Origin of the sequence: Nocardiopsis sinuspersici (assembly GCF_001998325.1) — a bacterium.
GTDB classification, from domain to species: domain Bacteria; phylum Actinomycetota; class Actinomycetes; order Streptosporangiales; family Streptosporangiaceae; genus Nocardiopsis; species Nocardiopsis sinuspersici.
Window position 1 is genome coordinate 5,410,868 of record NZ_MCOK01000001.1, and the last position, 24,896, is coordinate 5,435,763.

A 24,896-nucleotide genomic window follows, 5' to 3' on the forward strand; every position below is an offset into this window, starting at 1 on the left:
GCGTCACGGAAGACGTCCGAAGGCCCGATCATGGGTTCCCCCGTATGTCCGATCCGACAAACACCGGCGCCGGGGCATGGCCTGGCGGACAATCGTGCCTGGTCAAGGACTCGGCGAGGTATCGAAGCGGTGTTGTTCCACGCAAGGCCGTTGTGACTCGTCGAACAAGGGGCAATGATCTCCCACAATGTTCACAACCAGCGCGTAAGGGACTCCGTCGCGCGCAAGGAAGGGAGGGGACGGTCTTGAGCGAATCCGTGGTCTGGTCCATCGCGACCTTCGGCGTGTACCTCGCCATCATGGTGGCCATCGGCCTCTGGGCCTACAAGCGCACCGTCTCGCAGTCGGACTTCGTGCTCGGAGGACGGCAGCTCAACAGCTGGGTGGCGGGTCTGAGCGCCAACGCCAGCGACTTCAGCGGGTGGCTGCTGCTCGGCCTGCCCGGTGCCATCTACGTCTCCGGCCTGGGGGAGGCCTGGATCGCCGTGGGCCTGGCCTGCGGCTTCGCCGGAAGCTGGGTGCTCCTCGCCCCCCGCCTGCGCGTGTACACCGAGCGCGTCACCGACGCCCGCTCCGGCGGGGACTCCGACTCCCTGACCCTCTCCTCCTTCCTGGAGAACCGCTTCAACGACCCCACCCGGCTGCTGCGCGGGGTCTCGGCGGTGCTGATCCTCGTCTTCTACTTCTTCTACGTGGCCTCGGGCCTGGTGGCCATGGCCGCCCTGTTCGACCAGGTCCTCGGCCTGAGCCCGGCGCCCGCCATCGCCATCGGCGTGGGCATCGTCGTGCTCTACACCGTGCTCGGCGGCTTCCTCGCCGTGTCCTACACCGACGTGATCCAGGCCGCGATGATGTGGATCGCCCTGCTGGTCGTCCCGGTCATGGCGGTCACCGCGCTCGGCGGCCTCGGCGGCCTGACCGAGGGCGTCTCCGAGAAGAGCACCGGCCTGCTCTCGGCCGTCGGCGGCACCGCCCTCGACCCCGAGGCCGGCCAGTGGGTGAGCACCGAGACCCTCGGCTGGGTCGTCATCGTCTCCGGACTGGCCTGGGGCCTCGGCTACTTCGGCCAGCCGCACATCCTCTCCCGCTACATGGGCATCCGCTCGGTCCAGGACATCCCCAAGGCCGGGATCGTCAGCGTCGCCTGGGCGGTCACCGCCATGTTCCTGGCCGTGGTGGTCGGCTTCATCGGCATCGCCTACTTCGACGCCCCGCTGGAGAACTCCGAGCAGGTCTTCCCGCTCCTGATCGAGGCCCTCACCCACCCGCTGGTCGCCGGCCTGCTGCTCGCCGCCATCCTCGCGGCCGTCATGAGCACCGCCGACTCCCAGCTGCTGGTCGCCGCGTCCGCGCTCACCGAGGACGGCTACAAGGCCTTCGCGGACCGCGACGCCAGCCCGAAGACGCTGCTGTGGATCAGCCGCGTCACCGTGATCGCCGTGGCCCTGGGCGCCGCGGCCATCGCCCTGTGGGGCAACCAGTCGGTGATGGACCTCGTCGGCTACGCCTGGGCCGGATTCGGCGCCGGCTTCGGCCCGATCCTGGTGCTCTCCGTGTTCTGGAAGCGCATGACCTGGTCCGGCGCCCTCGCGGGAATGATCGCGGGCGGTACCACCGCGATCGTGTGGGACATCCTCGACGCCGCGTACTTCGGCACCGGCCTGTACGCCATGGTCCCGGCCGTGATCCTCAGCGTCGCCGCGATCTTCGTCTTCAACGGCCTGGCCAGGGTCAGCCCGCAGATGGAGAGCGACTTCGACCGGGTCGAGGCCGAGCTCCGCGCGGCCAGGTCCGGCCCCGCCGAGGGCGAGGCCGCGAAGGTCTGACCGCTCCGCCGGCCGCACGGTCCGACGGCGCCGTCCGACCACGAGGACCGGAACACGCGTTCGGCCGCCGGCCCGGGACGGACCTCCCTCCCCGGGCTCCGCGCCCCGGGCCCGTACCGCACAGGCGGTGCGGGCCCGGGCCGCTCTGGCGCACCCGTCCCCGGAACGGTAGAACGGTGACATGTCGTCACTGACGGAACACCCCGCCGTGTGGGCGCGGACCGACGTCCCCGAGGGGCTCGGCCTCGGCACGCTCATCCCCGAACCCGACGGCTACCGGCTGGAGGCCGGGGAGACCGTCGTCGTGGGCGAGGAGCGCTTCCTGACCCGGTTCACCGTCCGCACCGACCTGGCGTGGACGACCCGGGGTGTACGCGCCGAGGTCCTGTCCGCCCAGGGGCTGGAGTCGGTCGTCCTCAGCGTCAGGGGCGGCCACTGGGCCGACGCAGACGGGGTCCCCCTCCCCGAGCTCGTGGGCTGCCTGGACGTGGACGTCGCCGCCACCCCGCTCACCAACACCCTCCCGATCCGCCGCCTCGGCCTGCGCCCGGGCGAGTACCGCGACATCGTGGTGGCCTGGATCGACATCCCCTCCCTGCGGGTGCGCCGGGTCAGGCAGCGCTACACCCGCCACCCGGCCGAGGACGGCCTGGAGCGCTACACCTACCGCGATCCGCTGCACGGCGAGTACCGGCTGTCGGTGGACGGCGACGGCGTGGTCGTCGACTACGAGCGCTTCGCCCGCCGCCTGCGTACGGACGCCTGAACCCTCGCGCCCCCTCCCCTTCCGCCCCTCCCGGGCTCGCCCCGTGCCGCGGGACAGGCGATAATCAACGGGTACGCGCACCACACCCACGGGGGACCGCAGTGACCGACACCGAGCTGAGCCAGGCCCGTCGCGACATCATCCGTGACCTCGCAGTACCCGCGCACTTCGACGCGGACGCCGAGATCGGACGGCGCGTGGCCTTCCTCGCCGACCGGCTGACCGCCACCGGATCCAGGGCGCTGGTCCTCGGTATCAGCGGCGGTGTGGACTCGCTCACCGCGGGCCGCCTGTGCCGCCTGGCCGTGGACCGTGCCCGGGAGAGCGGTCACGAGTGCGAGTACGTCGCCATGCGCCTGCCCTACGGCGAGCAGAAGGACGAGGAGGACGCGGCCCGCTCCGTGGCGTTCACGGCGCCGGAACGCTGCCTCACCGTGGACGTCGGACCCGCCACCGACGCCATGGCCGCCTCCCTCGACGACGCGGGGATGGCCTACGCCGACGACTCCTCCAGGGACTTCGTCCTCGGCAACGTCAAGGCCAGGCAGCGGATGATCGCCCAGTACGCGGTCTCGGGAGGCCTGCGCGGCCTGGTGGTCGGCACCGACCACGCGGCCGAGGCGGTCACCGGGTTCTTCACCAAGTACGGCGACGGCGGCGTGGACCTCGTGCCGCTGGCCGGCCTGACCAAGCGCCGGGTGCGCGCGGTCGCCGCAGCGCTCGGCGCCCCCGGCGACCTGGTGAACAAGGTGCCCACCGCCGACCTGGAGACGCTCACCCCGCAGAAGCCGGACGAGGAGGCGCTCGGCCTGACCTACGAGCAGATCGACGACTTCCTGGAGGGCCTGCCCGTGCCCGGGCACGTGGAGACCACCCTGGTCGACCGCTACCGCGCCACCGCCCACAAGCGCGCACTCCCCACCGCCCCCTGAGACCGTTCCGGACGCGCGTTCGTCCGGGTACCGTGTGGAAAACCTTCACGGGTTCCAGGGGCGCCGCCCCGCACGGGCCCCTCCTTCCGGACGGCCCGTCCGAGCAGGGCCTACACCGCCGCGCTCCTGTGCGCGGTGGTGCGGGCACCACCTTTTCCGGGTGGGCGCACCGCCGTTCCAAGAGGGGCGCCAGATCCATAGCGACCACCCCCCGGCCCGCCCTAGGGTCGTTGACGACGCGTCATCATCATCCGTTGAACCGACGCGGCCACGCCACCGGGCGCGTTCGAGAACGCGTCGCCACCCCCTGAACCCGGTCGACCGGGCCCCGGCGCCCCCCACCGTGCCAGGGCCCGTGCGCGGGAAGACCAAGGAGCGACCGATGACCGTGACCGTTGGGAAGGGACACGGAGGCACGTCGTCGGCGTATCCCTCCGGTACCGCCGTAGCGACGTTTCCCCGGAGCGGCCGGGCGCCGCGCCCCGGCGCGGGCAGGGACAGGTTCCTCGACGTCATCCGGCTGTTCGTCATGGCCCTGGTGGTCCTGCAGCACTGGTGGCTGCCGGTCCTGGTCCACGAGCAGGACACCCTCAGCGCGGGGAGCGTCCTGGCCATCGAGGGCGGTTTCGCTCTGACGTGGGTCGTTCAGGTCATGCCGCTGATCTTCTTCGTCGGCGGCGCGGCCAACCTCATCAGCTGGCGCGCGGCCTCCGGCCGGGGCGTGTCCGTACCGACCTGGTACGCCAGGCGGCTGCGCAGGCTCGCCTGGCCCGTGGTGCCGCTGGCGGCCGTGTGGATCGTCGGCTCACACCTGCTGGTCCTGGGCGGGGCCCCGGCCCAGGCCGTGCTCGTGGGCGCGGAGGCCGCGGGCATGGTGCTGTGGTTCCTGGCCGTGTACGTGCTGGTGGTCGTGGCGACCCCGGTGCTGGTGGGCGCCCAGGAGCGGTTCGGCTGGTGGGTCCCGGCCGCTCTCCTGGCCGCCGCCGCGGCCGTGGACCTGGTCCGGTTCGGAACCGGTACGGACTGGGCCGGCTACCTGAACGTGGCGTTCGTGTGGCTGGGCGTGCACCAGTTGGGGCTTCGCTACGCGACGGGGGCGATCCGACTCCGCTACGCCGCCTGGATGGCGGTGGGAGGCGCGGCCACCGCCCTGGGCCTGGCACTGGTCGGCCCGTACTCGCTGAACATGACGGGCGTGTTCGCCTCCCAGACCTCGAACGTCTCCCCGCCAACCCTGGTCCTCGCCGCACTGGGCGTGGCGCAGGTCGGTGTCGCGGTGCTGCTGCGCGAGCGGATCAGCGCGTGGTCGGAGCGTCCCGGGCCGGCGCGGCTGCTGGACCGGATCTGCCCGCAGCTGATGACGGTCTACCTGTGGCACATGCTGCCGGTCAGCGTCGTGGCGGGCACGCTGGTGTTCGGGCTGGGGATCGACACCCCGGAGCCGCTGACGGGCCTGTGGTTCCTGTGGGGCGTGCTGGGCGTCGCGGCGGTGCTGCCCCTGGTCGTGCCGCTGGCGCACTGGGCGGTGCGGTTCGAGAACCCGCCGAAGGCGCTGGACGGCTCCCCCGGCATGGTGCGCGCCCTGGCCGCGGCGGCGCTGGTCGGCGGCGGGATGCTGACGCTGACGGTGTCCGGCCTGGGACTGGGCCCGGTTCCGCTGCTCGGCCTGTTCGCGGTGCTGGTGGGCGTGACGCTGACCCGGGACTTCGGCGGGGGCGGACCGCGGTCCGCGCCCTGGGTCCTGCCGCGTCCGTTCCGCGTCCCCGCCCGCTTCCGCGCCCCGTGGGGCGCTGGGACAGGCGGTATCGGGTAGACCAGGCACTATGGACCCGAAACGTATCGCCTTCGAAGAGCGGGGGAGCGGCCGCCCTCTGGTCCTCCTCCACGGCCTCGGTGACCGGCGCCAGAGCTGGACCGCCGTGGTGGACCGGCTCGCGGCGGACTACCGCGTCGTCTGCGTGGACCTGCCCGGATTCGGCGCCACCCCGGCACCCGCCCCCGACGAGCCCTACGACGTGTACAGCCTGACCGACGACATCCACGCGTTCTGCGAGCTGCACGGACTGGACCGGCCGCACCTGGCCGGCAACTCGCTCGGCGGGTCGATCGCCCTGGAACTGGGCGTGCGGGGCCTGGCCGCGTCGGTGACGGTGTTCTCCCCGGCCGGGTTCTCCGACGACGTCGCCAAGCTCGGGATGCGCGCGGTCGGCGGCCTCTCCCGGCTCGCCACACGTGTCCCGATGCCGGTCAAGGAACGCCTCGCCGACACCGCGCCGGCCAGGGCCCTCGCGCGGACCGCGCTGCGCGGCGACCCCAGGTCGCCCACGGCCAAGGCCACCCGGTTCAGCGTCCGGGGACTGCGGAAGGGCTCGCCCTTCATCCGGATGGTGTCGCGTATCGCCGAGTACGAGTTCACCGCCCGGCCGATCGGGTGCCCGGTCACCATCGCCTGGGGCGACCGCGACCGGACGCTGCTGCCGTCCAGCGCCGCGCACGCCCACCGCCGGGTGCCCAACGCGCGCATGGTCTCGCTGATCGGCAGCGGGCACATCCCCATGGCGGACGATCCGGTCACGGCCGCCGAGCACATCCGGTGGACCTGCCGCGCCGCCGACCTGGGCAGCCCCAGGGCCGCCGCGCGCAACGCGGCGGGGAGGGCCCGGCGCACGGAGTCCGGGACCTGATCCCGACCCGGGTTCCGGACCCGGCCCCGCACCTGCCCCGGACGGTCCGTCAGCAGCTGAAGCCGCCGTCGGAGCTGATCACCTGGCCGGTGACCCACTCGGCCTCGTCGGTGGCCAGCCACACCAGCAGTCTGGCCGGATCGGCCGGCACGCCCACCCGTCCCGCCGGGAAGCGGGGCAGGACGTGGCCCAGGAGCTCGTCGTCGATGTAGCCGGTCTGCACGGGACCGGGGTCGACGGCGTTCACGGTGATGCCGCGCGGGCCCAGCTCGGCGGCGATGGTCGGGGTGATCTGGGCCAGGACCGCCTTGGCCGACGCGTACGCCACCTCGCCGGGCATCGCGCCGTGGATCTGCCCGGAGGTCATGAACAGCACCCGGCCGCCGGGGCGTCCGTCGTGCCGGGCGGCGAAGGCCTGGGCCAGCAGGATGGGCGCGCGGGCGTCGACCGCCCAGTGTCCGTCGAGCATGTCCGGGGTCACCTCGGCGAGTGACGCGTCCCCGCCGTTGCGCGCGTGGTTGGCCACCAGGACGTCGAGGCGGCCGAACTCGGCGACGGCCGCCCCGACGACCCGGGCGGGCGACCCGGGATCGGCCATGTCCGCGCCGACGTCGGCCACACGGGCCCCCGGGTCACCCAGTACCGCGCGCACACCGTCGATCACCTCGCCGAGGTCGTCGCCGCCCCAGGGCATCTCCTCGTCGTGCGGCCGGTGGTGGTGGAGCATCACGGAGGCGCCGTGGGCGGCGAGGCGGCGGGCGACGGCGTAGCCGATACCGCCGCGCCTGCTGGCCCCGGTGACCAGGGCGGTCCGGCCGCGCAGCGGAAGCGGGTCGCGGGACAGGTCGTCCTCCCCGGGGCGCGCCGCGGGGTGGGAGTGGGTCATGACGGCTCTCCTGCCTGTGACGTGGTCGGGAGGGAGTGACTCTGGCAGAGGGGGGTCTCCGGCGCATCCGGTTTTCGGGGCCGTCCCGTCCGGGCCCGAAGCGCTCGACTCCGCTGGTGGCGGGTGCCGCGCCGATCCGGGTCCCCGGTCTACCGCCGTGTCGAGACGGCGGGATAGCGTGGTCCCGCGAACCGACGCCCTGAGGAGGCAGTGGATTGACAGCATCGACACACCCGGTCCCGGGGAGCCCCGAGTGGCTGCGTGCGGAGGAGCGGCGCCTGTGCGGTTTCGCCGCGGGGTCCGCGGTCTCCGACGGCTTCGGGTGGCTCGACGCGGACGGACGGGTGGAGGACCGGCCCGTCGCCGCCTGGATCACCGCGCGGATGACGCACGTGTTCTCCCTCGCGCACCTGCGGGGCTCGGCCGAGGCCGGACGGTTGGCCGACCACGGTGTCGCGGCCCTGGCGGAGGGGCCCCTGCACGACACCGCGGCGGGCGGATGGTTCGACCAGGTACCCGCGGCGTCCGGTCCGGACACGCTACGGGAGCGCTCCCATGAACTCCCGCGCAAGTCCGCCTACGAGCACGCGTTCGTGGTCCTGGCCGCCTCCACCGCCACCGCCGCCGGGCGTCCCGGAGCCCGTGAGCTGCTCGACGAGGCGCTGCGCGTCGTGGACACCCGCTTCTGGGAGGAGTCCGCCGGTGCGCTCCGGGAGAGCTGGGACGGCCGGTGGACCGCCACCGAGGAGTACCGGGGCGCCAACAGCAACATGCACGCGGTGGAGGCCTTCCTCGCCGCCGCCGACGCCACCGGTGACACCCTGTGGACCCGGCGCGCGCTCTCCATCGCCGAACGGCTGATCCACGGGGTGGCCGCCGAGCACGACTGGCGCCTGCCCGAGCACTTCACCCCCCGCTGGGAGCCGGTCCCGGACTACAACCGCGACCAGCCCGACCACCCCTTCCGGCCCTTCGGCAGCACCACCGGCCACCTGCTCGAATGGGCGCGGCTCCTGGTCCACCTGGAGATCGCGCTCACCCGGGCCGGGGAGCCCGTTCCCGCCTGGCTGCGCACCGACGCCGAGTCGCTGTTCGCCGGCGCGGTCCGCCGGGGCTGGGCCGTCGACGGCGCCGACGGGTTCGTCTACACCCTCGACTGGGAGGACCGCCCGGTCGTGCGCCAGCGCATGCACTGGGTGGTGGCCGAGGCCACCATGGCCGCCCGGGCGCTGGGCGAGCACACGGGGGAGCCCTCCTACGCCGACCTGTACGACCGCTGGTGGGCCTACGCCGACCGCCACCACGTGGACCGCGAGCACGGTAGCTGGCACCACGAGCTGGACCCCGGCAACCGGCCCGCCGGAGGCGTGTGGTCGGGCAAGCCGGACGTCTACCACGCCTACCAGGCGGTGCTCCTGCCCCAGGTCGAACTGTCGACCTCCATCGCGGCCGCGCTGGCGCCCGCGTCGGAACACACCCCCGGAGGGGACGCGTGACCACCCAGAACACACAGGACATCCAGGCCCCCGCGAGGGAGCGGGCCGGGGGAGGGGACCCGCGGCTGGTCGTGATCGGCGAGAACGTCATGGACCTGCTGCCGACCGCGCACGGCGCCGACGTGCTGCGGGCGGCGCCCGGCGGCGGCCCGGCCAACACGGCCGTCGCGGCGGCCCGGCTGGGTACCCCCACCCGCCTGCTCGCGCGCATCGGCGCGGACGGCTTCGGCGACCTGATCCGCGAGCGCCTGCTCGGCGAGGGCCTGGACCCCTCGGGGCTGATCGCCGCGGAGGAGCCGACGGCGCTCGCCATGGCCACGCTCGGCCCGGACGGGTCGGCCCGCTACGACTTCCGCATGGACGACGCCGCCGACTGGCGCTGGCGCCCGGGGGAGCTGCCCGAGGAGCTGGAGCCGGGGGTGCGCGCGGTGCACGCCGCGTCGATAGCGCTGTTCCGGGAGCCCGGCGCCACCATGATCGAGGCGCTGCTGCGCCGTGAGCACGGGCGCGGACGGGTGACGCTCACCCTGGACCCCAACATCCGCCAGGGCGTCATCGGCGATCCGGGGAACGCCCGCTCGCTGGCCCTGCGGCACGCCGCGCAGGCGCACCTGGTGAAGGCGAGCGACGAGGACCTGGCGTTCCTCTACCCGGACCTGTCCCCGGTGCGGGCGGCCCACGCCGTCGCCGCGCTGGGCCCGGCGCTGGTGGTGGTGACCATGGGCGGTGACGGAGCCCTCGCGGTCTCCCACGGCACGGAGGTGTCGGTGGCCGCGCCCCGGGCCGAGGTGGCCGACACCGTGGGCGCGGGCGACTCCTTCATGGGCGCACTGCTGAACTGGCTGGACCGCCACGGCCTGCTGGGGGAGGAGCCCCGGGCGCGGCTGGCCGGGCTGGACGAGGCCGCCCTGGAGGACCTGCTGGGGTTCGCGGTCTCCGTCGCCGCGGTCACGGTGACCCGGGAGGGCGCGGACCCGCCCACCATGGACGAGCTCGCGGGCCGAGGCGAGGAGCCGGAGGAGCTCGTGGAGCGTTAGCGGACCGGCCGGAACCGCCGCCGGTGTGGGCAGAGGCCTCCCGCGATGTCCCCGTACCCGTCGCGGTCTCCGGCGCCCGGCCCCGCCACGGGTACGGGACCTCGCCGGTCGGGGCCGGACACGGGTGCCGCCTCAGGCCAGGCCCTCACGGGTCTCGGCGACGAGGTGGTCCACCACGTCGGCCAGGCTGCCCCGGCGGGCGTGGACGGCGCGCTGGCGCGCCGCGCCCGTTCCGGACACGCGTACGCGGTCCAGCAGTGAGGCGGTCAGGTCGGCGTCGCCGTTGGTGAGCAGCCCGGGGAGCGCGGCGTGCAGCAGCCGGTCGGCGGCCGACGCCCCCGGCAGCGCCTCGCCGGTCAGCGGGTCGGGCACCACGCCCTCCAGCCCGTCCCGGGCGGCCCGCCACACGGCGGCGCGCAGCGCGTGGTCGGGGATGTCCGGAGCGGGGACACCGCGGTGGACGTCGGTGAGCGCGCCGGCGGCCAGGCCGCGGGTGAGGCAGGCGAGCAGCAGCGCCTCCTCCGCGGTGGCGGCCACGTCGCCCACCCGGATCTCCAGCGTGGGCAGGTGGTCGGAGGGGCGGATGTCCCAGTAGACCATGTGCTGGTCCAGGATCGCCCCGGTGTCGGCGAGGGCCCGCACGATCCGGTCGTGCTCGGCCGGGGAGCGCAGCAGAGGGGGCGGCCCGGCGGAGGGCAGGCGGTTCCACGTGACCGTCCGCCAACTGGCGTACCCGGTGTCGCGTCCGGCGTGGAAGGGCGAGTTCGCCGACACAGCCAGCAGGAACGGCAGCCACCGGCGCAGGTGGTCGCTCACCGCCACGGCGGTCTCCCGGTCCGGGATGCCCACGTGCACGTGGCAGCCGCACACGACGAGCGCCTCCCGCAGGGCGCCCACGTGCGCGGCGATCCTGGTGTAGCGGCGGTCCTCGCTCACCAGCGCGGAGGCGGGATCGCCCAGGACCGGGGTGCCGGAGGCGACGACGGAGAGGCCGGCCGCACCGGCGGAGCGGCCGAACTCCTCGCGGGCCGCGCGCAGGGAGCGCAGGGCCTCGCCGGCCCCGTCGCACACGGGGGTGTTGGCCTCCACCTGCGCGCGGCTGAACTCCCCGGTCGGACGGCCGTCCGCCAGCCGGGCGTCGGCGAGCACCTCGGATCCCCGGGACAGGATGCCCCGGGTGCGGGGGTCGACGACGAAGAACTCCTCCTCGACACCGAACGTGGGCGGTGCCGTACGGTTCCCGGCACGGGTGTCGGCGGACGCCGGACGCCCCCCGTGTGCCGTCGTGGAGCGGTTCCCCGCTGCCGTGGAGTGCTGCTCCATGGGCGTCGGTCCCTCCTGCGGTCGGGATACCCTCCCCGAGGTGCCATCGGACTGGATGTCCCCCGGGAACGCGGTTTCGACAGTGTTCTGAAGAAGACAAAAAGATATCTATGTGCTCTTTTGTCCTGTTTGTCGGTATCGCGGGTGTGTTGTTGCGCGCACGTTGCGACTTGATAACCGACCTCCGGGGCCGCGGCGGCCCGGCGGCGGGTCCGCGAACCCCCTCCGGCGTGACCCCCATCACTCTCCCGGGCGCGGGAAGCGCAGGTGGGCACCGGGATTCCGCGTCCGGGCACATGTTCCGCGTACCCCCGGCGTACCCCCTGGGGGACGCGTCCGAACGGATCCGTGCGACTCCGTGCGGGTATCCGTGAAACCACCAGTGTCCCTGCTCACACCTGCCGCTACGAGGACTCGCTGTGCGAATGTGAGCAGGTGACTGGCAGGAACACGGAACCCCCCAGAGTCCGCCTCCGAGGTCGTGACACGGAGCAGCGGGTCCTCACCGACGTCCTGGACCGGGCGAGGGCCCGCCAAGGCGCGTCCCTGCTCGTCTCCGGCGGCCCCGGGCGGGGCAAGACCGCCCTCCTGGACGACACCCGTGTGTCCGCAGGCGATTTCACCGTGCTCCACGCGAGTGGGATCGACGACGAGGCGGATCTGCCCTTCGCCGGACTCCAGCGACTCCTGCACCCCCTCGCGGACGTGGCCGACCGGCTCCCCGACCCCTGGTGCGGTCCGCTGCGCGACGCCCTCACCCGGGGCACCGTCGCCGACGCCGACCGCCTCGCCCTCTACACCGGGCTGCTCGAACTGCTCTCCCGCACCGCCGCCGACCTCGGCCGGCCCCTGCTGCTGTGCGTGGACGACGCCGACCGGCTCGACGCCCCCTCCCTGGACGCGCTCTCCTTCACCGCGCGCCGCCTCGGCGGGACCCCCGTCGCCGTCGTGTTCACCGCGTGCGAGGGCCACGGCAAGCCCTCCGGGTCCCGACTGCCCGAGACCGCCGCCGAACCCACGCCCGACGCGCTCGTCCCCGGTATCGCCGAGCACCTCCTCCCGCCCCTGGAGGAGCGGGCGATACACGACATCCTCACCGACAGGGCGCCGTTCACCCTCCCCGCCGCCGTGCGCTCGGCCCTGGTCCGCGCCGCCCACGGCAACCCCGCCGCCGTCCTCGGCTTCCTGCGAGGGCTGTCCCGTGCCCAGCTCCTGGGCGAGGAGCCCCTCCCCGAGCCGCCGCGCCTGCCCGGCCGCCTGCGCGCCGGGTTCCTGGTCCCCTACCACGAGCTGCCGGAACAGACCCGCCACCTCCTCCTGCTCACCTCGCTCAACGAGACCTCCCGCCTCCACATGCTGCTGGAGGCCTCCGGGGAACCCGAGGCGACCGTCGGCGCACTCGAACCCGCCGAGGAGCGCGGCCTGGTGCGTGTGGAGGGCGACACCGTCGTCTTCACGGACCCCCTGACGCGCGAGGCCATCGCCCAGGACGCTCCCGCCGGGCGGCTGCGCGCGGCCCACCACGCCCTGGCCGGAGTGTGCGACCCCGAGCTCTCGCCCGTGGAGTTCGCCCGCCACGCCGCCGCGGGCACCAGCACCCCCGACGCCGCGCTCGCCGACACGGTGTCCGAGGCCGCCCACCGCGCCCGGAGGCTCTCGGGCCGCCTCAGCGCCTCCCACGCCTTCGAGCGCGCGGCCGACCTCTCGCCCGACTCCGACGAGCGCGCGTGCCGCCTGACCACCGCCTCCTACGAGGCCTACATGGCCGGGAACTCCGACCGCGCCTCCCGCCTGCTGGCCAGGGCGCGGCCCCTCGCCGTGTCCGACCGGCGCCGCGTGACCGCCGACTACATCGACGCCCAGCTCGCCATGCGCGGCGGAAACGCCCTGGACGTCGCGGAGCGCCTGCTCACCGTCGGCAAGGAACTCGTCCCGCACGACCGCTCCCTGGCACTGCGCGCCCTGGTGCGCTCGGCCGACTCCGCCTCCCTGGCCGGGGACGCGGCCCTCCACGGCCGCGCCGCCGAGATCGCGCTCCCCCTGGTCCGCCCGGACGACCCGAAGCCCATGCGCATGGTCGCCTCCTTCCTGGAGGGGTGCGCCATCTCCTTCAGGGGCGACTACCCCGGCTCCACCCCCCTGCTGCGCGAGGCCACCGGGCTGGCCGAGATCGCCAAGCCCTCCGAGCTGATCTGGGCGGGCGTCAGCGGACTGCGCCTGGGCGACGCGCCCTTCGTGCGGTCGGCGACCTCCCGCGCGGTCGAGCTCGGCCGCCTCCGGGGCGAGCAGGCCACCATGCCCGCCGCGCTGGGCTTCCTGGTCTTCTCCGAGTTCTGGAGCGGGCGCTTCCCCTCGGCCGCGGGGACCGCGCTCACCGGCCTGCGGGTCTCCCGGGAGAGCGGCCAGACCGTCTGGGCCACCCAGCACCTGGCCTCGCTGGCGATGATCGCCGCCATCCAGGGCGACGTGGACACCTGCCGTATCCGGGCCCGCGCGGTCGCCGCCCAGGCGAGCGAGAACAGCCTCGGGCTGGCCGCCGCCCTGGCCGCGTGGGCGCTGGCCGTCCTGGAGCTGTCCCGGGGCAACGCCGCCGAGGCGTTCTTCCGGCTGCGCGCCCTGGTGCACGCCACCCCCGGGCACGGCCACCCCACCATGCGGCTGCTCACCGCCCCGCACTTCGTGGAGGCGGCCACCCGCATGGGCGAGACCGAGTGGGCGCACACGTCCCTGGCCGGATACCGGCGCTGGGCCGAGTCGGTGGGCAACCCCAGCACGCTGGCCCTGGCCGCCCGCGGCTCCGGCCTGCTGGCCACGGGCGAGGAGGCGGCCGACCACTTCGAGAGCGCCCTGGCCCTGCACCGGGCCTGTGGCGACGACGACGTCGAGCACGCGCGCACCCAACTGCTGTTCGGCGCCCACCTGCGCCGGATCCGCCTGCCCGGGCGGGCCCGTGAGCACCTGTACAACGCGCTGGAGACCTTCGAGCGCTTCGGAGCACGGCTGTGGGTGCGACAGACCCGCGCCGAGCTGCGCGCGATCGGGACCGCCGAACGCGGCCCCGATCCCTCCTCCACGAGCGAGCTGACCGCGCAACAGCAGCAGATCGCCCGACTGGTCGCCGAAGGGGCGACCAACCGGGAGGTGGCCGCACACATGTTCATCAGCCCGCGCACGGTCGAACACCATCTGCGCGGCATCTTCCGCAAGCTCAACATCAGGTCCCGCGTGGACCTGGCCCGCATGTTCAACTGACCCCGGTCGGAGTGGGGCCGGTGTCACTGACAACCCCCTCATACCAACTGGTCGGTACGGATTCCGCGAGAAAGGCAGTGATGACAACGACCGCAACGGAGCACCTCCTGAGAGCGGACGGGGTGACCGTGCGCTTCGGGGGCCTCACCGCGCTCGACGACGTCGGGCTCCAGGTCGCGCCCGGATCCGTCGTCGGGCTCATCGGTCCCAACGGCGCGGGCAAGACCACCCTGTTCAACGTCCTGTCCGGCGTCCTGCGCCCCACGGCGGGCACCATCACCTGGAAGGGCGCTCCGCCACCCGGGCGCCGGACCCACCACCTCGCCCGCACGGGGATCGCCCGCACCTTCCAGGGCCTCAACCTCTTCTCGATGATGACGGTCCTGGACAACGTCGTCGCCGGGGCCGACCGCCTCGCCACCGGGGGGCCGTTCTCCCTGATCACCGGCCTGGGGCGGCACCACCGCGACGAGCGCGAGCTCCGCGCACGCGCCATGGCCGCACTGGAGCGCTTCGGCGTGGCCGAGTACGCCCACCGGATGCCCGGCACCCTGCCCTACGGCCTGCAGAAGCAGGTCGCCCTCGCCCGCGCCTGCGTCAGCGAGCCCGAACTCCTCCTGCTCGACGAACCCGCCAGCGGCCTGTCCGGTGAGCAGATCGGCGCCCTGGCCGACCAGATCCGCGGCTTCAGCCGGGACATGGCCGTCGTCCTGGTCGAGCACCACATGGACCTGGTCATGGAGGTCTGCGACCACATCGTCGTGCTCAACTTCGGCCGGGTCATCTCCACCGGAACCCCCCAGGAGGTCCAGGCCGACCCGCAGGTCACCGAGGCCTACCTCGGCACACCGGCCGACACCTCCGGCGACGTGAACGGAGCCGCCCGATGACCGCACAGCCCCTCCTGTCCGTGGAGGAGGTCAGCGCCTCCTACGGTGCCGTCCGAGCCCTGGACGGCGTCTCCCTGACCGTTCCGGCCAAGGGCGTGTGCGCCGTCCTCGGCGCCAACGGCGCGGGCAAGACCACCCTGCTGCGCACCCTCACCGGACTCCACCCGGCCACCTCCGGACGCGTCCTGCTCGACGGCGAGGACATCACCCGCCTGCCCGCCGAGAAGGTCATCACCCGCGGCCTCGCCCACGTCCCCGAGGGCGGCGGCGTCATCGTCGAACTCACCGTCGAGGAGAACCTGCGCCTGGGCGGGCTGTGGCGCTCCGACCGCCGCGACAAGTCCACCCTGAACGAGGTACTGGAGCTCTTCCCGCCCCTGGCCCAGCGGCGCGGCAAGTCCGCCAGCACCCTCTCCGGCGGCGAACGCCAGATGCTCGCCATCGGCCGCGCCCTCATGGCCCGGCCCAAGGTGCTGCTGCTGGACGAGCCCTCGCTCGGGCTGGCACCCCTGATCACCGAGCAGATCTTCACCCTTCTGCGCGACCTGCGCGACCGCACCGGACTCACCGTCGTCCTGGTCGAGCAGAACGCCGCCGGGGCCCTGGCGGTCACCGATACCGGGTTCGTCCTCAACCAGGGGCGTGTCGTCGCGGAGGGCCCGTCCTCCGACCTGCTCTCCGACGACCGCACGCGCCACGCCTACCTCGGTTTCTGAGGGGATCTTCCATGGACCACTTCATCAACCTGACCCTGAACGGGTTGGCGTCCGGGGCGACCTACGCGGCGCTGGCGCTGTCCCTGGTCATCATCTACCAGGCCACCCGCCTGGTGAACTTCGCCCAGCCCGCGCTCGCCCTGATCGCGGTCTACACCGCCTACACCGTCACCCAGCTCACCGGCTCGTACTGGATCGGCTTCGCCGCCGCCCTCACCGCGGGCCTGGTCTCCGGTGCCCTCGTCGAGCGGTTCATCGTCCGGCCCATCGCCCGCACCTCCCAGCTCAACGCCATCATCGTCACCCTCGGCCTCCTCCTGGTCATCCAGGGACTCGTCGGCGTCATCTGGGGCAACGAGCAGCACGGGTTCGGGTACGCGTTCAGCTACGTGGGCCGCTTCTCGCCCGCCAACATGTTCGCCCTGGTGTCCGTCGGGGCCGTCGCCCTGCTGCTGTTCGCCCTGTACCGGTTCACCCCGCTGGGCCTGCGCATGCGCGCCGCCGCCTTCCACCCCGAGGCCGCCCGCCTGAGCGGTGTGAAGGTCGGCCTGATGCTCACCGCGGGGTGGGCGATCGCCTCCGGCATCGGCGCGCTGGCGGGCATGCTCGCCGGACCCCCGTTCATCTCCCCGAACGTCTTCGACGTCGTGTTCGTCTACGGCATCACCGCCGCCGTCATCGGCGGCCTGGACAACCCCTTCGGCGCCGTCCTCGGCGGGATGCTCATCGGCCTCGGCATGTCCTACGTGTCCGGCTACGCCGGGCCCGAGCTGGCCACCCTCACCGCCCTCGCCATCGTCGTCGTGGTCCTGAGCGTGCGCCCCGACGGAATCCTGTCCCGCCCGACCGCGCGAAAGGTGTAGCCGATGTCCTCACCCACCCGGCAGCGCGCGGAACGCGCCGCCGCCCCCGCGAACCCGCCCGCCGCCCCCTCCGAGGGCCGCTGGCGGTCCCTGCCCTCACCACTGCGCCACCTGCTGCTGGCCGCGCTCGGGCTCGCCGCCGTCACCGGCCTGCTGTTCGTCACCGGTGACCTCGTCGCGCTGCGCGTGGCCGCCATCGGCTACACCATGCTGGCCGTCGCCGGACTGCAACTGCTCGTCGGAGGCAGCGGCCAGGTCTCCCTGGGGCACGGCGCGTTCATGATGATCGGCGCCTACACGATGGCGCTGCTCGTCCTGTACCAGCCCATGCTGCCCCTGGCCGTGAACATGCTGATCATCGTCGCGGTGGCCGTGGTCGCCGGGATCGCGGTCGGTGCCGCCACCGCACGCCTGCACGGCCCCTACCTCGCGGGCGCCACCCTCATCCTCGCCGTCGGCCTGCCCGGGCTGACCCACCGCTACCACGACCTCCTCGGCGGCAGCAACGGCCTCAACATCCGCACCGCGGGCGCGCCGCCCCTCCTCCAGGGCCTGGTCTCGGACAGCGAGTGGAAGGCCCTGGCCGTGTGGACCGTGGTGGTCATCGGCCTCGCGGTACTGGCCATCGTCTCCACCGGGCGCCTGGGCCGCCGCATGCGCGCCATCCGCGACGACGAGACCGCCGCCTCCATGGCCGGGATCCCCGTCGGCAAGACCAAGGTGGTCGCGTTCGTCATCGCCTCGGCCGCGGGCGGCCTCGCCGGCGGCCTCCAGGCCTACGTGCTCGGCACCGCCACTCCCAGCACCTTCACCCTCGCGCTGTCCCTGACCCTGCTCGCGGCCCTCGTCCTGGGCGGCATCGGCAGCCTCTGGGGCGCGCTGTGGGCCTCGGTCGCCATCGTCTACCTGGAGGTCTGGATCTCGGACCTGGCCGGTGCCCTGAGCCTGAGCCGCGACGCGGAGAACAACCTCCCGGTCGTGTTCTTCGGCGTGCTCCTCATCCTCGTCCTGCGCTTTTGGCCCCTGGGAATCCACGGCGCACTCCAACGTCTGGCCTCACGCGTCAGACCCGACCAGCCCCGCTAGCAGTGCCCTTTCGGGCGCCCCGAAGGCGGGGACCCCCGGCGCCTGCGGTGTGACGGCTCGTTCCTCGCAGTCCCACCTCCGGCACCTCCAGAACCCCGCCGCGCCCGAACGACACGTCCGACCCCCCAACGAAGGAGAACACCATGCGAAACCGCAGCGGCACCAGAACCGCCCTGGCGGCGGCCCTGGCCCTGACGATGCTCGCGACCGCGTGCAGCGGCGCGGGAGAGGTCACCGAGGACGCCGAGGTCGACCTGAACGTCTCCACCGGCGTCACCGATGACTCCGTCGTCATCGGCTCCCACCAGCCCCTGACGGGGCCGGCCGCCCCGGGGTACCTCTCGATCTCCCAGGGCGCCCGCGCCGTGTACGAGTACATCAACGACCAGGGCGGTGTGAACGGGCGCGAGATCGACTACCGGGTGGAGGACGACGCCTACGACCCCGCGCAGACGATCGACGTGACCCGCAAGCTCGTCCTGGAGGACGAGATCTTCGCGATGGTGGGCGGCCTCGGCACGCCCACCCACAGCGGTGTCGTCGACTACCTCAACGAGCAGGGCGTGCCCGACGTCTTCCCGTCCTCGGGCGCGCTGGCGTGGAACAACCCCGAGGAGCACCCCCTCACCTACGGATGGCAGACCGACTACACGAAGGAGGCGAAGGTCCAGGGCCAGTACATCGCCGAGAACTTCGCCGGCCAAAGCGTCGGGTACCTGTACCAGAACGACGACATCGGCGAGGACTCCCAGGCCGGGCTCGACCAGTACCTCGACGACGAGGTCGTGGCCAGGGAGCACTACGAGTCCGAGGTGACCGACCTCAGCGCCCAGATCGCCGAGCTGGAGCGCTCCGAGGCCGAGGTGGTCGTGTGCTCCTGCATCCCGGCGTTCGTCGCGCTCAGCATGCTGGAGGCGGCACGTATCGGTTACGAGCCGCAGTGGGTGGTCTCCAGCATCGGCGGTGACACCGCGACGCTCCAGGGGCTGCTGTCCCAGTTCACGCAGGACACCGACGCCGAGGGCGTCCCCGCCGACACCTTCCTCGACGGCATGCTCATCACGAGCTACATGCCGCGTGTGGAGGACCCGGACGACGAGTGGGCCCAGTTCTTCCTCGACGTGTACGAGGAGTACGGCGAGGGCGGCACGGTCACCAACACGCACGTCTACGGCATGACCCAGGCCGTCATGTTCGCCCAGGCGCTCAAGTCGGCGGGCGAGGACCTCACCCGCCAGTCGCTGATCGACGCACTGGAGTCCCAGGAGTGGCAGGGCCCCAGCCCCGTCCCCTTCGCCTCCAGCGAAGGCGACCACGGCGGCCACCAGGGTGTGTACGTCGTCCAGTACCAGAAGGGCGGCACCGTCGAGATGGTCCAGGACACGCGTGTGACCGACCGTGAGGGCGGTCCCATCGAGGAGACCGACTTCCAGCCCCTCGGCCCCGACGAGCTGGTCTTCCACGACTGACCCCCGACCGGCGCCTCCTCCGGGAGGCGCCGGTGCCGGACGGCCCGCCCTGACCCCCACGGCCGCTCCGGTACCTGTCGGCCTCGGCCCCGCGGGCTTCGCGGGTTCTGGCGGTCCCCGCGACACCCTGGAATCCAGGGAGTCGCGGGGACCGTGGGTTTTGAGGGGTCGGAGGCGAGGTTCTCCAAGGCGCCGACCGGGAGGACGGCGGCGTCCCGGGTGCTGCGCGGGCGGTCGGGGTGAGCCCTCACACGGCGGCCGGCCGGGCGCGGAAGGCCGGCGTGCGTGGCCGGTCCCCGGTCCCCCGGTCCCCTCCGCGGAACCCCGGCGCCTCCGGGAGGCTCCGCTCCCGGGCCGACGGCCTCCCGGCACCGCCGACGTCCCGGGGTCCGCGGCTTCCGATACACGGGGCTTCCGGCGCACAGAGGTTCCCGGCACACGCGGCTTCCTGTACACGGGGCTTCCGGCACGCGCGGCTTCCGGCACCGCCGACGTCCCGGGGTCCGCGGCTTCCGATACACGGGGCTTCCGGCGCACAGGGCGGCGGCCCGGAGGATGGTCCCTCCGGGCCGCCGCGGTGTCTCGGGCCCCGGTCCGCGCCGTCTCCGCGCGGACCGGGGCGCCGGATCAGGTCAGGTGCGGGCAGGTGTCCCGGTAGTCGGAGAAGTCCGAGAAGAGTCCGGTGCTGGGGGGCGGGCACAGGAACTGCTCGTAGCGCTCGTCCTCGTCGACGAAGCGCTTCAGCCAGGAGATGCTGTACTTGGCGATGGCCGTGTTGGACATGTTGGGCGCGAAGTGGCTCGCGCCCTCCAGCTCCACGTAGGCGCTCTCGAGGTTGTCGTCCAGGCTCTCGTAGAACGGGATGGAGTGCGAGCGCACCGAGGCGACGCTGTCGTTCTCGGCGCCGATGATCATCGTGGGGACCTGGACGTCGTCCCAGTTCTTCTGGGTGTGCCAGGGGGTCAGCGGGATCGCCGCGCGCAGCTCCGGCCGGTCCTCGGCGGCCGCGAGCGTACCTCCACCGCCCATCGAGTGGCCCATCACGGCCATGCGGTCGCCGTCCACCAGGTCGGACACGTCACTGTCGTCGGCCAGGTAGTCCAGGGCGGCCTCGAGCTGGCGGCCCCGGCTGTCGGGCTGGTCGTAGCGGGTGTTGGTGTCGATGGTGAACACCACGAAGCCCTGCGAGGCGATCCGGTGCCCCATCCACTCCATCGTGGACGAACTGGCGGTGTAGCCGGGTGCGATGACCACGCCGCCGAACGTCTGGCTGGAGTCGCTGGGGTAGAAGATCGTGCCGCCGCCGAAGCCGCTCACCCACGAGGAGACGCTCTCGGTGTCGGTGTCGAAGTACCCCCGGGTCGCGGTGACGCTCGACTCCGTCGGCGCGGGTCCGCGCTCGTAGGGGCTGGCGGCCTGGGCCGGGGCGACGACACCGCCGGTGACGCCCGCCACGAGCGTCAGGGTCAGTGCCGCCCGGGCGGCGATGCGGGACACCCGGGAGCGGGGACTGCGGCGGGCGCCGTCGGTTTCGGGGGCAAGGGGATAATTTCGCACGCCTTTTTCCTTTTCTCGTGCAGCGGGAATCCGCGTCTCGCGTCGCGGACCAGGGGGTTTCCCGTGGGGGGTAACAGTCGGCCTACCCGTACTACAGGGGTTTCGGTACGCCGACCGCCATCAGGCGACCCGCCCTCTCATGGGGGGAGAGGGAAAGGAACCGGGTGCCGAAAACCAACCTCCCTTCGTTCGTGATTTCACTATGGTGTCGCTTCGGTAAACGTGCATCCGTTGAATCACCAGTAGTGACGGAGCGCAGTTCACGGGGATGGTATGGGCCGAATTGTGAGTGATTCGGTGTTTTCGGTGGCGTGTTCAGGGGCAGGCGGGTCGTGTAGGCGTACGACGAGGGAGTGAGAACCATGCCTGGTGCCAGCGAACTTCCGTCGACTCTCCAACGGTCTCCGAAGAAGGCCCAGCGCACCTGGATCAAGGCGCACGACTCCGCCGTGGAGGAGTACGGCGAGGGCGAGCGCGCGCACCGCGTCGCCTTCGCGGCCGTCAAGCACGAGTTCGAGAAGCAGGGCGACCGCTGGGTGCCCAAGCAGCGCTCGGGCCCCTCGGACGAGCAGGCGTCCAACCCCAAGGCGGGCCCCGGCCGGGGCAAGGACAAGAAGACCGCTGGGGGAGTGGACGCCAACGCCAGCAAGGAGCACCTCTACGAGCAGGCGAGGAAGCTCGGTGTCGAGGGACGCTCTTCGATGAACAAGGAACAGCTCGTGAAGGCGCTGGAGAAGGAGAACGCCCGGCGCACCGCCAAGGCCCGTTCGTCCTGACCCGCCGCCGGTTCCGGCCCATCGCTCTGACCCGGCCCCCTCCACGCGGGTGGAGGGGGCCGGCCCTTGCCGCGTGCGGTCCCCGCCGGGCGAAGCGGTGGGGGCGGGTCCCGCGGGTCCCGCCCCCACCCGGATCCGGCTCCGCGCGGGCTCAGCTCGACTGGATCTCCCCGCCGATCGGGGCCAGGGTCTCGCCGCTGTAGTACGACGACGTCCGGCCGCTGGCGAAGAACACGTACGAGGGCGCGATCTCGTCCGGGTCGGCGGCCCGGCCCATCGGCGCCTGCCCGCCGAAGCCCTCGGTGCCCCTCTCCCCGAGAGTGGCGGGGATGAGCGGGGTCCACACCGGTCCGGGCGCCACACAGTTGACCCGGATGCCCCGGCCCATGAGCGTCTGTGCCAGTGAGGACGACAGGTTCATCACCGCGGCCTTGCTCGCCGCGTAGTCGATCAGCGACTTGTTGCCGCGCAGGCCGTTGACCGATCCGGTGATGACGATCGATCCGCCCTCGGGGATGTGCTCCAGGGCCTCGCGGACGGTCCAGAACACCCCCATCACGTTGACGTCGAACGTGCGGCGCAGCTGCTCGGTGCTCAGCCCGGTGAAGTCGTCGACCGGCTTCTGGGTCCCGGCGTGCGTGACCAGGACGTCGATCCCGCCCAGCTCCTCGACCGCGCGCCGGACCAGGTGGGAGCAGAACGACTCGTCGGCCACGTCACCGCGCACGCTCACGGCCTTGCGCCCCTGCTCCCGGACCAGCTCCTCCGTGTGCCGGGCGTCCTCTTCCTCCTCCTCGTCGAGGTAGCCGAAGACCACGTCGGCCCCCTCCTTGGCGAAGGCCACGGAGACGGCGCGGCCGATCCCGGAGTCGCCTCCCGTGATCAGCGCCCGCTTCCCCTCGAGCAGGCCGCGACCCTCGTAGTCGCGCATCTCGTCCCTGGGCCTCGGGTCCATCGGCTCGGTCCGTCCCGGGTACGGCTGGCTCTGTGCCGGAAGCGGTTTCTCGGGCATGGTCGTCTCCCCCCGTGTCATCTGGGTCCTTCGCGCGTTCGCCCCTACCCGCTTCGCCTCCTCCGACTCAGGCCCGGCGCGATCACGGAACCTTCCTTTGCCCGGCCCGGGAGGCGGTGAACGCCGCTCCAAAACGGGGTCAACCACGTTTGTCCGCGAACCGCGTCGGTCAGAGGGACGGGAGGCAGGGACCCCCGACCACGGAGCACGCCGAACCACGGAGGATTCGCCATGGCCGCGGATGAGCGCGACGCCAAGGACCGACAGCTCGACGGGGACCGGGTCGACTCCGACCGGCCCCTGACCACCGACACCGGGGTCAAGGTGGGCGACACGGACAACTCGCTGCGCGCGGGCGCGCGGGGGCCCACACTGCTGGAGGACTTCCACGCCCGGGAGAAGATCACCCACTTCGACCACGAGCGCATCCCCGAGCGGGTGGTGCACGCGCGCGGCGCGGGCGCCTACGGGCACTTCCGCCCCTACGAGGGGCTCTCCGACGTGACCGCGGCGCACTTCCTGAGCGGCCCCGACGTCGTCACGCCGGTCTTCGTGCGCTTCTCCACGGTCGCCGGGTCGCGCGGCTCCGCCGACACGGTGCGCGACGTGCGCGGGTTCGCGACGAAGTTCTACACCGAGGAGGGCAACTACGACCTGGTCGGCAACAACATACCCGTCTTCTTCATCCAGGACGGCGTCAAGTTCCCCGACTTCGTGCACTCGGTCAAGCCCGAACCCCACAACGAGATCCCGCAGGCGCAGTCCGCGCACGACACCCTGTGGGACTTCGTGGGACTACAGCCCGAGACCATGCACATGATGATGTGGCTGATGTCGGACCGGGCGATCCCGCGCAGCTACCGGATGATGCAGGGCTTCGGCGTCCACACCTTCCGCTTCGTCAACGCCGAGGGGCGCGGCACCTTCGTCAAGTTCCACTGGAAGCCGATGCTGGGCACGCACTCCCTGGTCTGGGACGAGGCACAGCGCATCCAGGGCAACGACCCCGACTACAACCGGCGCGACCTGTGGGACTCCATCGAGCGCGGCCAGTTCCCGGAGTGGGAGCTGGGCGTGCAGCTCGTGGCGGAGGAGGACGAGCACAAGTTCGACTTCGACCTGCTGGACGCCACCAAGATCATTCCGGAGGAGGAGGTTCCGGTTCGCCCGATCGGCAAGCTGACCCTGAACCGGAACCCGGACAACTTCTTCGCCGAGACCGAGCAGGTCGCCTTCCACACCGCCAACGTGGTGCCGGGCATCGACTTCACCAACGACCCCCTGCTCCAGGCCCGCAACTTCTCCTACCTGGACACCCAGCTGCTGCGCCTGGGCGGCTCCAACTTCCAGCAGATCCCGGTCAACCGCCCGGTCGCCCCGGTGAGCAACAACCAGCGGGACGGCTTCGCCCAGCACCGCGTGCACCGGGGGAGGACCTCCTACTTCGGCAACAGCCTGGGCGGCGGCTGCCCGGCCCTGGGCGGGGGGAGCGGCGTCTACCACCACTACACCGAGAAGGTGGAGGGCGACAAGGTCCGGGTGCGCAGCGAGAGCTTCGCCGACCACTACTCACAGGCAACGCTCTTCTACAACAGCCTCGCCGACTGGGAGCGCGAGCACCTGGTGGAGGCGTTCCGCTTCGAACTGGGCCACTGCGAGGAGCTGGAGGTGCGCCAGCGGGTGGTCGCCAACCTCAACCACGTGGACCACGGACTGTCCGTGCGGGTGGCGGAGGGGATCGGCGTCGAACCCCCGGAGGAGGAGGCCGGGCCCAACCACGGGCGCTCCTCGCCCGCCGTCAGCCAGCTCAGCACCACGTTCGGTCCCGTGGTCGGCCGCAAGGTGGCCGTCCTGGTCGCCGACGGGGTGGACGAGGCCGCCGTGGACGCGTTCCGTGAGCCCCTGGTCGGGGCCGGAGCCGTGGTCGAACTCCTGGCGGCCACCGACGGCGCGGTCCGTACCTCCGAAGGGGGAGTGGTCACCGTGGACCGGGCCTACACCACCGTCTCCTCGGTGCTCTACGACGCGGTCGTGGTCCCGGGGGGACCGGAGTCGGCCCGGACGCTGGCCGGGGACGGGGGCGCACGGCACTTCGTCCTGGAGGCGTACAAGCACCACAAGCCGGTGGCGGCGGTCGGCGCGGGAACCGACCTGCTCGCACCCCCGCTGCCGGACGAGGTCACCTCGGCGGCGGCCGGCACCGCCCGGACGGAGCTGGGCGTGGTCGTCTCACCGGAGGCCGGGGAGGAGAGCGTCGCCGAGTTCACCCGGTTGCTCGGAGCACACCGCTACTGGGACCGGCCCACCGCGTCGGTGCCAGCGTGA

At 72.7% G+C, this 24,896-nt stretch carries 19 protein-coding genes; 15 read left to right on the forward strand and 4 right to left on the reverse strand.

Annotated elements, in window-relative coordinates:
- The first annotated feature begins 257 nt into the window (after positions 1–257).
- The 5 genes from putP (at position 258) to NOSIN_RS23355 (ending at position 6,208) form a co-directional block, all read left to right on the forward strand.
- The gene (gene putP / locus NOSIN_RS23335) at positions 258–1,826 is read left to right on the forward strand and encodes a sodium/proline symporter PutP (protein WP_077693736.1); all 1,569 of its coding nucleotides are present in this window, start codon (positions 258–260) and stop codon (positions 1,824–1,826) included.
- Positions 1,827–2,007: 181 nt separating this feature from the next.
- Positions 2,008–2,592, forward strand: a complete 585-nt coding sequence (locus NOSIN_RS23340; RefSeq protein WP_077692793.1) for a putative glycolipid-binding domain-containing protein — start codon at positions 2,008–2,010, stop codon at positions 2,590–2,592.
- 101 nt (positions 2,593–2,693) lie between these two features.
- Positions 2,694–3,524, forward strand: coding sequence for an ammonia-dependent NAD(+) synthetase (gene nadE, locus NOSIN_RS23345; RefSeq protein ID WP_077692794.1), 831 nt, complete (start codon positions 2,694–2,696; stop codon positions 3,522–3,524).
- 382 nt (positions 3,525–3,906) lie between these two features.
- Positions 3,907–5,337, forward strand: coding sequence for an acyltransferase family protein (locus NOSIN_RS23350; protein WP_077692795.1), 1,431 nt, complete (start codon positions 3,907–3,909; stop codon positions 5,335–5,337).
- 10 nt (positions 5,338–5,347) lie between these two features.
- Positions 5,348–6,208: an alpha/beta fold hydrolase gene (locus NOSIN_RS23355; RefSeq protein WP_077692796.1), complete on the forward strand. Its 861-nt coding sequence runs from the start codon at positions 5,348–5,350 to the stop codon at positions 6,206–6,208.
- Positions 6,209–6,257: 49 nt separating this feature from the next.
- On the opposite strand, the gene NOSIN_RS23360 is transcribed toward NOSIN_RS23355, so the two are convergent.
- Positions 6,258–7,094 (reverse strand): SDR family oxidoreductase, encoded by an 837-nt coding sequence (locus NOSIN_RS23360; protein WP_077692797.1) that lies wholly within the window; start codon positions 7,092–7,094, stop codon positions 6,258–6,260.
- Positions 7,095–7,309: 215 nt separating this feature from the next.
- Here NOSIN_RS23360 and NOSIN_RS23365 point away from each other — a divergent pair, with 215 nt between their 5' ends.
- Positions 7,310–8,590 (forward strand): AGE family epimerase/isomerase, encoded by a 1,281-nt coding sequence (locus NOSIN_RS23365; RefSeq protein ID WP_077692798.1) that lies wholly within the window; start codon positions 7,310–7,312, stop codon positions 8,588–8,590.
- Positions 8,587–9,627 carry a carbohydrate kinase family protein gene (locus tag NOSIN_RS23370; protein WP_077692799.1) on the forward strand — a complete coding sequence of 347 codons (1,041 nt, stop codon included), beginning with the start codon at positions 8,587–8,589 and terminating at the stop codon, positions 9,625–9,627. The genes NOSIN_RS23365 and NOSIN_RS23370 overlap by 4 nt, the downstream gene beginning before the upstream one ends.
- 132 nt (positions 9,628–9,759) lie before the next feature.
- Here NOSIN_RS23370 and NOSIN_RS23375 read toward each other — a convergent pair whose 3' ends face one another.
- On the reverse strand, positions 9,760–10,950 hold the full coding sequence (locus NOSIN_RS23375) for a carboxylate-amine ligase (RefSeq protein ID WP_077692800.1): 1,191 nt from the start codon (positions 10,948–10,950) through the stop codon (positions 9,760–9,762).
- A 435-nt stretch (positions 10,951–11,385) separates the two neighbouring features.
- Here NOSIN_RS23375 and NOSIN_RS23380 point away from each other — a divergent pair, with 435 nt between their 5' ends.
- From NOSIN_RS23380 to NOSIN_RS23405, 6 genes are all read left to right on the forward strand, one after another.
- On the forward strand, positions 11,386–14,202 hold the full coding sequence (locus NOSIN_RS23380) for a helix-turn-helix transcriptional regulator (protein WP_236743427.1): 2,817 nt from the start codon (positions 11,386–11,388) through the stop codon (positions 14,200–14,202).
- 80 nt (positions 14,203–14,282) lie between these two features.
- Positions 14,283–15,092, forward strand: coding sequence for an ABC transporter ATP-binding protein (locus NOSIN_RS23385; protein WP_077692801.1), 810 nt, complete (start codon positions 14,283–14,285; stop codon positions 15,090–15,092).
- Positions 15,089–15,808, forward strand: a complete 720-nt coding sequence (locus NOSIN_RS23390; protein WP_077692802.1) for an ABC transporter ATP-binding protein — start codon at positions 15,089–15,091, stop codon at positions 15,806–15,808. Before NOSIN_RS23385 ends, NOSIN_RS23390 begins: the two co-directional genes overlap by 4 nt.
- A gap of 11 nt (positions 15,809–15,819) precedes the next feature.
- The gene (locus tag NOSIN_RS23395; RefSeq protein WP_077692803.1) at positions 15,820–16,671 is read left to right on the forward strand and encodes a branched-chain amino acid ABC transporter permease; all 852 of its coding nucleotides are present in this window, start codon (positions 15,820–15,822) and stop codon (positions 16,669–16,671) included.
- A gap of 3 nt (positions 16,672–16,674) precedes the next feature.
- Positions 16,675–17,757 (forward strand): branched-chain amino acid ABC transporter permease, encoded by a 1,083-nt coding sequence (locus tag NOSIN_RS23400; RefSeq protein ID WP_077692804.1) that lies wholly within the window; start codon positions 16,675–16,677, stop codon positions 17,755–17,757.
- A 143-nt stretch (positions 17,758–17,900) separates the two neighbouring features.
- A complete protein-coding gene (locus tag NOSIN_RS23405) occupies positions 17,901–19,226 on the forward strand; it encodes an ABC transporter substrate-binding protein (RefSeq protein WP_077692805.1) in 1,326 nt (441 codons plus the stop codon).
- Positions 19,227–19,853: 627 nt separating this feature from the next.
- Here NOSIN_RS23405 and NOSIN_RS23415 read toward each other — a convergent pair.
- Positions 19,854–20,783 (reverse strand): dienelactone hydrolase family protein, encoded by a 930-nt coding sequence (locus NOSIN_RS23415; RefSeq protein WP_077692807.1) that lies wholly within the window; start codon positions 20,781–20,783, stop codon positions 19,854–19,856.
- A 362-nt stretch (positions 20,784–21,145) separates the two neighbouring features.
- On the opposite strand from NOSIN_RS23415, the gene NOSIN_RS23420 reads away from it, so the two are divergent.
- Positions 21,146–21,559, forward strand: a complete 414-nt coding sequence (locus NOSIN_RS23420) for a ChaB family protein (protein ID WP_077692808.1) — start codon at positions 21,146–21,148, stop codon at positions 21,557–21,559.
- 151 nt (positions 21,560–21,710) lie between these two features.
- Here NOSIN_RS23420 and NOSIN_RS23425 read toward each other — a convergent pair whose 3' ends face one another.
- Positions 21,711–22,571: an SDR family oxidoreductase gene (locus NOSIN_RS23425; protein ID WP_077693738.1), complete on the reverse strand. Its 861-nt coding sequence runs from the start codon at positions 22,569–22,571 to the stop codon at positions 21,711–21,713.
- A 231-nt stretch (positions 22,572–22,802) separates the two neighbouring features.
- Here NOSIN_RS23425 and NOSIN_RS23430 point away from each other — a divergent pair, with 231 nt between their 5' ends.
- The gene (locus NOSIN_RS23430) at positions 22,803–24,896 is read left to right on the forward strand and encodes a catalase (RefSeq protein WP_077692809.1); all 2,094 of its coding nucleotides are present in this window, start codon (positions 22,803–22,805) and stop codon (positions 24,894–24,896) included.